The organism is Nocardioides sp. OK12 (assembly GCF_024341885.1).
Taxonomy (GTDB): Bacteria; Actinomycetota; Actinomycetes; order Propionibacteriales; family Nocardioidaceae; genus Nocardioides; species Nocardioides marinisabuli.
In genome coordinates, this window is sequence record NZ_BNET01000003.1 from 631,061 (window position 1) to 640,356 (window position 9,296).

Genomic DNA, 9,296 nt, shown 5'->3' on the forward strand with positions numbered 1-9,296 from the left:
GCGAGCGCCGACGGCTGGCGCCGGCCCGGGCGCGCGCCCGGACCGGCGTCACCGGGAGTGCGGCCCGCCCGGCGGGACCGCGAGGTCGACCCACACCATCCGGTGGTCCGAGCTCGGGAAGCCGTTGGTGTACGACGGGTCGTAGACGCCGGTCAGCCGGAAGAGCGGATCCTCCTGGACCGGCCAACAGACACCCGCGTCCCGCACACGCAGGGGCCGCGACGGCAGCACGTAGTCGACGCGCAGGTTGCCGGCGGAGCCCGGGCCGTCGCTGAAGTCGGCGGTGTCCAGGGCGGGGTCGCCGGCATGGGTCCGGTTGGCGCCGCCCTGCAGGTCGGTCGCCTCGGCGGCGCCGTCGCTGGCGGGGGCGGGGTCGCGGACCAGGGGGTGCTCCACGACCTGTGCCGCGGCCCCGGCCACGCCGCTGCCGTCGGCGGGATCGGCGTTCAGGTCGCCCATCACGACGAACGCCGAGCCGGGGTGCAGCCCGCCGCGCTCACCGTCGTCGTCGTAGATGTAGTCCGAGCGACCGGGCGAGACGTAGTCGGCCCAGAAGCGGATCTCGTCGTGGTTGCGGGTGCCGTTGCGGTCCTCAGGCCCGTCGAAGCCGGGGGGCGTCGGGTGGCTGGCCAGCACGTGGACCGTACGGCCGCCGACTTCGACGGGGACGTCGACGTGGTTCTTGCTCGAGAGCCGGAAGACCTCGAGCTCCTCCGGCGAGTACCAGTCGGCCGGCTCGGGGGTCTCGGGATCGTCGGGCAACAGCGCACCCGGCATGTCCGCCCACCGGAACTCCTGGAAGGTCCGCACCGCGTCGGTGTCGATCGGGTGCTGGGAGAGGAGCGCGAAGGCGTACTGGCCCGGGAACTCGCCGTAGCCGAAGGAGTCGTCGCCGTAGGCACGGCCCGACTGCCCGACCTCGCCGTTGTTGTTGAGGTCGAAGCCGCTCGCCACGCCGGTGTTCGAGGCGAACACCATCGCGTAGGGGTAGTCGATCGGGTCGGCGCCACCCTGGCCCACGGCCAGGAAGTTGTCCTGGAAGCGCCGCAGCGCGAGACCGCCGGCGTCGTGGTCGAACTCGTTGAGCAGCAGCACCTCGGGGCGCTGGCGCTGCACGATCTCGGCCACGTTGCGGACCTCGGCGTCCTGCGCCTCGTCGTCGGCATCGGCGAGGTCGGCGGCGAGCTCGCCCTCGGTGGTCCGGAACATGGAGACGTTGAAGGTGGCGATGCGCAGGTTCTCCGGCGGACCGCCCCGCTCAGGCGGGGGCTGCGCCACCGAGGCGTGCAGCGGCACCAGCAGCGCGGCGACCACCAGGCCGACGGCGCTCGCGCGCGCATGACGGATCGAACGAGTTCTCACGAGGACCTCCCGAGTAGATGACCAAGCACGACCACTGTAGGCCCGGCCACCCCCCTCGAAGCCAGGCTAGAACTTGTTACAGTTCTGCGATGCAGCGCACGTACGTCGTCTCCGGGTCCGCCTCCGGGATCGGGGCCGCCACGGCCGCCCTGCTGCGGGACCGGGGTGACCGGGTGGTCGGGGTCGACCTGCGGGACGCCGAGGTGAGCGCCGACCTGTCGACCGCGGCGGGGCGGGCCGAAGCGGTAGCCGGGGTGATGGCGCTGACCGACGTGGTGCACGGGGTGGTGCCGTGCGCGGGGGTGGCCGGGCTGACCGGCGTCGACCCGGCGCTGGTGGTGTCGGTGAACTACTTCGGGGCACTGGGCCTGGTGCGCGGGCTGCGACCGGCCATGGCCGCGGCGGGCTCGGCGGCGGTGGTGCTGCTGGCCTCGAACTCGATCACCTGCCAGCCCGGCTGGGCCGGTGACGTGGCCGAGCTGTGCCTGGCCGACGACGAGGGGGCCGCGTGCGCGGCCGCCGCGGCGACCGAGGCGGTGCAGGTCTACCCCGCGACCAAGGCCGCGCTCGCGTGGTGGGCGCGGCGCGAGGGCGTCGCCGCCGACTGGGTCGGCGCCGGCATCCGCGTCAACGCCGTCGCCCCCGGCCTCATCGCCACCCCCATGACCGACCAGCTCCGGGCCGACCCCGAGCTCGGCGCCTTCGCCGACTCCTACCCGACCGCCATCGGCCGGCCCGGGCAGCCCGACGAGGTCGCCGCCGCCATCGCGTTCCTGCTCTCCGACGCGGCCTCGCTGGTCGTCGGGTCCGTGCTGTACGTCGACGGGGGCACCGACGCGATGCTGCACCCGGAGGTGCCGGTGGGGTGGGACGTGGATCGCTCAGGCGTCTGAATCAACAGGACACCAGCAGGCCGATCACGACGACCGTGACTGTCTTTCGCTTGGTCACCTTCCAGCTCGTCCCGGGCAACGAAGCAGTGACGTCGACGTTGTACGTCCTCGAGACGCTCACCCCGTCGAAGAGACTCGTCAGGACTACCTGGCCGAGCCCGTCGGAGCCGATGCTCGGCGTGAGGACACCAGTCCCGTCGTGCCGGGTCGCTGTGTAGACCAATGGCGTCGGAGAGGTCACACGTGGCCAGGAGATCCGAGCCCCGCCAAGGCCCGGGGTACAGTCGAGGTCGAGCGTCACCGCGGTCGCGTTCGAGGCTGTGCCGACCACAGCCGCCTTGTCCACCCACTCGGCACGCGTGGTGCTCGTGGACGGGACCAGCATCAGCGTGGCTCCCGCCATCGATGCCAGCACACCTCGTGTCAAGCGGCTCATGGCCGCACCTGAGTGGCCGTGAGCTCGAACGAAGGCGTGAAGGTCGACCGTTGGACGTCCATCGGAGCCGCCCCCGCCAGCGACAGGCTCACACACAACGTCGAGCTGCCAGGGCTCCGCGGGATCACTGTCGTCGTCGCCAACGGCTGAGATGCAGTGGTCAGCTTTGACTCGAATGCCAGGGTGCCACCACTGCAGGTCTCGGTGCGCGGGTAATCATCATCCGAGGATGCGGTTCCTCCCACCCGGACCGTCGCTGTCACGTATGGCAGCACCGAGACTGCTCCTGTCGTTGCCGCAGCCCCGGTCACTGTGACGGTGAAGGGGGTCGAGCCCGCGTTCTCAATGACGAGGCTTGCAGCGACGCTCTCCCCGGGTGCCATGTCATTCATCTGCAGGACGTTCCAGACGTAGGGCCCTTGCACACCATTCACGGTCAGGTCGAGGGAGCCGGCGGTGACGGTCCCCCCACTCACCGTCTCGACGTCGTTCCAGTAGGCGAAGGTGCCGAGCCCACCGGTCGCCCCCAGCAGGACCGCGGCCGCCACCAGCAGCCCCGACAGGGGTCGACCCCGCCGCGGCACCTTCTCCGCCCGGTGCGCGCCGCTCATGAGGCTGCTCGGTGCGCCGAGGCGGGAGCCGGCTCCGGGCGACGACGCCAGCTGCGGACCATCAGGCCGGCTGCGTAGACGAAGCACCCGCCGGCGACCACACGCGTGATCAGGTCGTGCTGGTCGCGGGTGAAGAGCAGGTTGAGACGGCCGATCCACGGGACGGCATACCAGACCTCGCCCCGCACCTGCACCGCTCGCACCTGCTCGCGGTCCGGCGCCTCGTTGGCGTCACCCTGGGTGGTGAAGACGCGCTCACCCTCACCGTCGTAACCCACCCCGATCACGCGGTGGGTCACGACGGTCGGCTCGCCCGAACGCAGCTGGTAGGTGATCGGCGTGCCGATCCCGATGTCCTCGGCCGGCACGGGTCGCACCACGACCAGGGCGCCCGGCGGGTAGGTGGGCGCCATCGACCCCGTGAGCACCGTCATCGGGGTGGAGCCGGTCAGCCGCGGTACGAGTACCGCGGCTCCGACCACCGCCACCGCGAGGCCCAGCAGGAGCCAGGAGCAGATGCTGAGCACCGCGCACCACCGAGTGCGCATGTCAGCTCCTATCAGGAGGTCTGCGTGACGGTCACCGTCAACTCATCCAGGACTGCCGTCAGGGCCTTGTTGTCTGCCAGCGGGTCACCACTCTGGTCGCCCTGCAAAGAGTTTGAGGCGTTGTTCACCTGGTCGTTTGCAACGTCCGGGTTCCCATCCCAGGGCAGCTCCACGGTGATAGTGGCGCGAAGGGTCTTACCCGAATCAGCCTCAGTAAAGGGCCAGTCGGTGGCCTCGGTAATGGTCTGTTCCAAGTCCGTCAACCCATCGAAGACTGCGTACTCAGTCTTGACGTCAAGCTCGCTGCCCAGCACACCGCCGTCCACCGCCTGGTCGTTAACACTGAGCGAAGCAGTGACGTCGCCCTCGACCCGCAGCGTGAAGTCACAGCTTCGCTCGAACGAATCCCCGGGCACGATGAGGTAGCCGACGTCGAAGGGCGTGTCAGCAGCAGCCCCAGTCGTCCACCCAGTGCATTCAGCGTCGAGTAAGTTCAGCGTGCCTGCCTCGATCGTCCCGCCATCGACGGTCTCCTCGTCGTCCCAGAACGCGAGCGAGCCGGCGCCCCCCAGCAGCAGACCAGCACCCGCAACTCCCGCAAGCGCAGCCTTCAGCGATGTCCTCATCGGCCCTCCCAAGCCTCAGCGGGGACACACGTCCCCCCTCCGCGGCACAGCCTGACCGAGTGCGACCCGGATCACACCGCCGCTCCGGCCATGGCTGTCCGCCGGGAGGGGCCGGGGCCGGGTAGTCACAACGGGTCATGCCGTCGTGGCACTTGGGCCAACGACGAAGGAGGATCTCCGGCACCTGGTGCCGGAGACCCTCCCTTGTCGAGTGCTGCGCGCAGGCTCAGAAGAGCAGTGCGGAGGCGGGGTCCTGGAGCAGGCCGGCGACGTCGGCGAGGAAGCGCGAACCCTTCTCGCCGTCGATGTGGCGGTGGTCGAAGGACAGCGCCAGCGTGGTGACGTCGCGCGCGACGATCTCGCCGGTGACCTCGTCGACCCAGGGCCGCTTGTTGATCGCGCCGAAGCACAGGATCGCGGACTCCCCCGGGTTGATGATCGGGGTGCCGGCGTCGACGCCGAAGACGCCCACGTTGGTGATCGTGAAGGTGCCGCCCGACATGTCGGCGGGCTGCGTCTTGCCCTCGCGCGCGGTCGCGGTGAGCTCGCCCAGGGCGGTCGCCAGCTCGACGAGCGAGAGGCTGTCGGCGTCCTTCACGTTGGGCACCACGAGGCCGCGGGGGGTCGCGGCGGCGATCCCGAGGTTAACGTAGTGCTTGTAGACGACCTCCTGCGCCGCCTCGTCCCAGTAGGAGTTGATCTCCGGCGTACGACGCATCGCCAGCACCACCGCACGCGCCAGGACCAGCAGCGGGCTGACCCGGACGTCGCGCAGCTCGCGCCGCGACTTGAGCCGCTCGACGAGCTGCATCGTGGCGGTGACGTCGACGGTGACCCACTCGGTGACGTGCGGGCTGGTGAAGGCCGACTGGCTCATCGCCTGCGCCATCATCTTGCGCACGCCCTTGACGGGCTCGCGGGTCTCGCGCTCGCCGGGGGTGCGGGGGCTGGGGGCGGGGCCTCGAGGCGGTTGCTGCGCACCCTCCCCGGCCTGCGCGGTGGCGGCCCGGACGTCGTCACGGGTGATGGAGCCCTGGGGGCCCGACCCGGTCAGGGTCGTCAGGTCGACGCCGAGGTCCTTGGCCATCTTGCGCACGGGGGGCTTGGCGAGGGCGCGGGGGTGTCGAGACGGTTGCTGCGCGCCCTCCTCGACCCCCGGGCGCGCGACCACCGACGTGGCGGGAACGGGCTCGTCGGCGGTCTCCTCCTCCACCACCGGGGAGGCGCCCGGCTCGAAGGCGGCCTGCGCCTGCTGGTTGGCCGCGACAGCGCCGGCGGCGCGGCGTACCCGGCGGACCGGGCCGCGGTCGGCCTTGTTGCGACCGACCAGGCTCTCGCCCTCCCCGCCACCGCTGGCGGCGGGGTTGGACAGGTCGATCTCCATCTCGGGCTCGGGCGTGCCCGGGCTGGCCCCGGGGGCACCGCCAGCCGCGGGCTCCTCGGCGCCGATGCGGATGATCGGGGTGCCGACCGGGATCATCTCGCCCTCGGGGACGAGCAGTGCGGTGACCTCGCCGGCGTACGGCGAGGGCAGCTCGACCAGCGACTTGGCGGTCTCGATCTCGACGACGATGTCGTTGATCTCGATGACGTCGCCGACCTTGACCTTCCAGGTCACGATCTCGGCCTCGGTGAGGCCTTCGCCGACGTCGGGCAGCTTGTACTCAGGCATGCAGCAGGCTCCTTCGAGGCTCTCAGTAGGCCAGGGTGCGGTCGACGGCGTCGAGGACCCGGTCGAGGTCGGGGAGGAAGTCCTCCTCGATGCGCGACGCGGGGTACGGCGTGTCGAAGCCGCCGACGCGCAGCACCGGCGACTCCAGGGAGTAGAAGCACTCCTCGGTGACCCGGGCGGCCACCTCGGCGCCGATGCCGAGGTTCACGTGCGCCTCGTGGGTGATCACGGCGCGGCCGGTGCGGCGCACCGACTCGTAGACCGGGCCCATGTCCAGCGGGGAGAGGGTGCGCAGGTCGATGACCTCGAGCGATCGGCCCTCGGTGGCGGCGGCCTCGGCGGCCGACATGGCCGTCTTCACGGTGGGCCCGTAGGCCAGCACGGTGACGTCCTCGCCGCGGCGCACGACGCGCGAGGTGAAGAGCGGCTCGGGGGTGGCGCTCTCGTCGAGCTCGGCCTTCTCGGCGTGGTACTGCCGCTTGGGCTCGAGGAAGATGACCGGGTCGTCGGAGGCGATGGCCTGCTGGATCATCCAGTAGCCGTCGACCGGGTTGGAGCAGGCCACGACCTTCAGGCCGGGCGTGTGCGCGAACTGCGCCTCGGGCGACTCGCTATGGTGCTCGACGGCGCCGATCCCGCCGCCGAAGGGGATGCGGATGACCATCGGCATCGGCGAGCGGCCCTTGGAGCGGTAGTGCATCTTCGCCACCTGGCACACGATCTGGTCGTAGGCCGGGTAGACGAACCCGTCGAACTGGATCTCCACGACGGGGCGGTAGCCGCGCAGCGCCATGCCGACCGCGGTGCCCACGATGCCCGACTCGGCCAGCGGCGAGTCGATGACACGGTCCTCGCCGAAGTCCTTCTGCAGGCCGTCGGTGATGCGGAAGACGCCGCCGAGCTTGCCGACGTCCTCGCCCATGACCAGGACCTTGGGGTCGTCCTCCATGGCCTTGCGCAGGCCCATGTTGAGGCCCTTGGCCAGGGTGATCTTCTGCCCGGACATCAGCGTCCTCCTCCGTGCGTGGCGTCCTCGAACGTCTCGAGGTAGGCGGCGAACCCGTCGCGCTGGGTGACCAGCTCCTCGGGCATGTCGGCGTAGACGTGGTCGAACATCTGCATCGCCGTCGGGTCGGGCATCGACTTGCAGCCCTCGCGCAGGTGGGCGCCGAGCTCGTCGGCCTCCTTCTTGAGGTCGTCGATGAAGTCGGTGTCGATGAGGCCGTTGCGGCGCAGGTAGGCCTCGACGCGCGCGATCGGGTCCTTGAGCTTCCAGCTCTCGACGTCGTCGCTGAGGCGGTAGCGGGTCGGGTCGTCGGTGGTCGTGTGCGCACCCATCCGGTAGGTGTAGGCCTCGACGAAGGTGGGGCCCTGGCCGTCGCGGGCGCGCTGCAGCGCCGCCTGCGTCACGGCGTACGTCGCCATCACGTCGTTGCCGTCGACGCGCACGCCCGGGAAGCCGAAGCCCAGCGCCCGCTGGTAGAGCGGGATGCGGGTCTGGCGCTCGATCGGCTCGGAGATCGCCCACTGGTTGTTCTGGCAGAAGAACACGACCGGGGCGTTGTAGGAGGCGGCGAAGATGAAGGCCTCGTTGACGTCGCCCTGGCTGGAGGCGCCGTCACCGAAGTGCGCGACGACGGCCGCGTCGCGCTCGGGGTCGCCGGTGCCGACGACGCCGTCGCGCTGCATGCCCATGGCGTAGCCGGTGGCGTGCAGGGTCTGGGCGCCGATGACGATCGTGTAGAGGCCGAAGTTGAACTCGGCCGGGTCCCAGTTGCCGTGGTCGACGCCGCGGAAGAGGCCCAGCAGCTTGAGCGGGTCGATGCCCTTGCAGTAGGCGACGCCGTGCTCGCGGTAGGTCGGGAAGACGTAGTCCTGGGGCCGCAGCGCGCGGCCGGCACCGATCTGCGCGGCCTCCTGGCCCAGCAGCTGGGCCCAGATGCCGAGCTCGCCGTGGCGCTGCAGGGCCGTGGCCTCGGTGTCGATGCGCCGGGTGAGCACCATGTCGCGGTAGAAGCCGCGCAGCTGGTCGGCGCTGAAGTCCATGTCGAACTCGGGGTGGTGCACCCGCTCGCCCTCGGGCGTCAGCAGCTGCACGAGCTCGGGGCCGCCGTCGTTCTGCGAGGGGCCGAACACCTCGGCGAGGTCGGGGCCGAATCCGTCGCGGTTCTGGCCGCGTTCGGTGGCGGGATCGGGCACGGGGCACACTCCTTCGAGTCACGGGCCGGACGGGGTCTCCGCTGGCCGCACGTGGTCCGGGCCTGGCTCGGCGCGGGGTGGTGCGCCATCGTGCCAGGGGTCTGTGACCCGGACCACACGAGTGCGCTCAACCTACCCGGCGTGTCGTGGGGCTCGCCAATCACCCACCCTCGCGGGGCCCGCCCAGCCGCTACCGTCGGGGCATGTCCTCCACACCGGTGCACAGCTCCCTGACCGTGCAGGCCCCTCCGGCCGCCGTCTTCGCGATCCTGGCCGACCCGCGCCAGCACCCGCGGATCGACGGCTCCGGCACCGTGCAGGGCACCGTCTCGGGGCCCGAGCGGCTCACGCTCGGCTCGGAGTTCGGCATGTCGATGAAGCAGGGCGCGCCCTACAAGATCAAGAACACCGTTGTCGAGTACGACGAGGACCGGCTGATCGCCTGGCGCCACAAGGGTCTGCACCGGTGGCGCTACGAGCTCGAGCCGGCCGGCGAGGGCGCCACCCGGGTCACCGAGACCTGGGACATCACCCGCTACCCGGCGCCGGTGCGTGCGGTCTTCCGCGCCCTGTTCGCCAAGCGCACCCAGGCCGCGATCGAGGCGACGCTGCCCAAGCTGGCCGCCGCGGCCGAGGCCGACGCGGGGGTGCGCTGATGTCGATCCGCCAGGGCACCGAGGTCCGCTGGTCGTGGGGCAACGGCTCGGCGACCGGCAAGGTCACCGAGGTCCACCACGACGACGTCTCGCGCACCACCAAGGGCGAGAAGATCACCCGCCACGGCAGCGACGACGACCCGGCGTACGTCATCGAGCAGGAGGACGGCACCGTCGTGCTCAAGCTGCGCAGCGAGGTCGAGCGGGCCGACTAGGTGTGATGTCCAGCCAGGTTGTCCAACCTGGTGATGGGTGTCGCCTTGCCGATCGCTGAGTGGGGCCGGTGGTGGTTG

Annotated in this window: 11 protein-coding genes; 3 read left to right on the forward strand and 8 right to left on the reverse strand. The window is 70.9% G+C overall.

The genetic code is table 11. From position 1 onward, the window contains the following. Positions 1-48 precede the first annotated feature (48 nt). Entirely contained in the window at positions 49-1,362 is a 1,314-nt protein-coding gene (locus OCU29_RS10500; RefSeq protein ID WP_261819875.1) for an endonuclease/exonuclease/phosphatase family protein, read from the reverse strand. Positions 1,363-1,451: 89 nt separating this feature from the next. On the opposite strand from OCU29_RS10500, the gene OCU29_RS10505 reads away from it, so the two are divergent. After that, complete coding sequence (locus OCU29_RS10505) at positions 1,452-2,255, forward strand: SDR family oxidoreductase (protein WP_261819876.1); 804 nt, start codon at positions 1,452-1,454, stop codon at positions 2,253-2,255. A gap of 1 nt (position 2,256) precedes the next feature. Here OCU29_RS10505 and OCU29_RS10510 read toward each other — a convergent pair whose 3' ends face one another. The 7 genes from OCU29_RS10510 to pdhA all read right to left on the reverse strand — a co-directional run bounded on the left by OCU29_RS10510 (position 2,257) and on the right by pdhA (position 8,284). After that, the gene (locus OCU29_RS10510) at positions 2,257-2,691 is read right to left on the reverse strand and encodes a hypothetical protein (RefSeq protein ID WP_261819877.1); all 435 of its coding nucleotides are present in this window, start codon (positions 2,689-2,691) and stop codon (positions 2,257-2,259) included. After that, positions 2,688-3,302, reverse strand: coding sequence for a TasA family protein (locus tag OCU29_RS10515; protein WP_261819878.1), 615 nt, complete (start codon positions 3,300-3,302; stop codon positions 2,688-2,690). Before OCU29_RS10515 ends, OCU29_RS10510 begins: the two co-directional genes overlap by 4 nt. Then, positions 3,299-3,850, reverse strand: a complete 552-nt coding sequence (locus OCU29_RS10520; protein ID WP_261819879.1) for a signal peptidase I — start codon at positions 3,848-3,850, stop codon at positions 3,299-3,301. The genes OCU29_RS10515 and OCU29_RS10520 overlap by 4 nt, the downstream gene beginning before the upstream one ends. An 11-nt stretch (positions 3,851-3,861) precedes the next feature. Beyond that, positions 3,862-4,476 carry an alternate-type signal peptide domain-containing protein gene (locus OCU29_RS10525; protein WP_261819880.1) on the reverse strand — a complete coding sequence of 205 codons (615 nt, stop codon included), beginning with the start codon at positions 4,474-4,476 and terminating at the stop codon, positions 3,862-3,864. A gap of 226 nt (positions 4,477-4,702) precedes the next feature. Continuing rightward, positions 4,703-6,148, reverse strand: a complete 1,446-nt coding sequence (locus tag OCU29_RS10530; protein WP_261819881.1) for a dihydrolipoamide acetyltransferase family protein — start codon at positions 6,146-6,148, stop codon at positions 4,703-4,705. Between the two features lie 22 nt (positions 6,149-6,170). Continuing rightward, positions 6,171-7,154 carry an alpha-ketoacid dehydrogenase subunit beta gene (locus OCU29_RS10535; RefSeq protein WP_179614676.1) on the reverse strand — a complete coding sequence of 328 codons (984 nt, stop codon included), beginning with the start codon at positions 7,152-7,154 and terminating at the stop codon, positions 6,171-6,173. Beyond that, positions 7,154-8,284: a pyruvate dehydrogenase (acetyl-transferring) E1 component subunit alpha gene (gene pdhA / locus OCU29_RS10540; RefSeq protein ID WP_219633666.1), complete on the reverse strand. Its 1,131-nt coding sequence runs from the start codon at positions 8,282-8,284 to the stop codon at positions 7,154-7,156. Before pdhA ends, OCU29_RS10535 begins: the two co-directional genes overlap by 1 nt. Positions 8,285-8,550: 266 nt before the next feature. Here pdhA and OCU29_RS10545 point away from each other — a divergent pair, with 266 nt between their 5' ends. Next, positions 8,551-9,003 (forward strand): SRPBCC family protein, encoded by a 453-nt coding sequence (locus OCU29_RS10545; RefSeq protein WP_179614678.1) that lies wholly within the window; start codon positions 8,551-8,553, stop codon positions 9,001-9,003. Beyond that, positions 9,003-9,218 carry a DUF2945 domain-containing protein gene (locus OCU29_RS10550; protein ID WP_261819882.1) on the forward strand — a complete coding sequence of 72 codons (216 nt, stop codon included), beginning with the start codon at positions 9,003-9,005 and terminating at the stop codon, positions 9,216-9,218. Before OCU29_RS10545 ends, OCU29_RS10550 begins: the two co-directional genes overlap by 1 nt. The last annotated feature ends 78 nt before the right edge of the window (positions 9,219-9,296 follow it).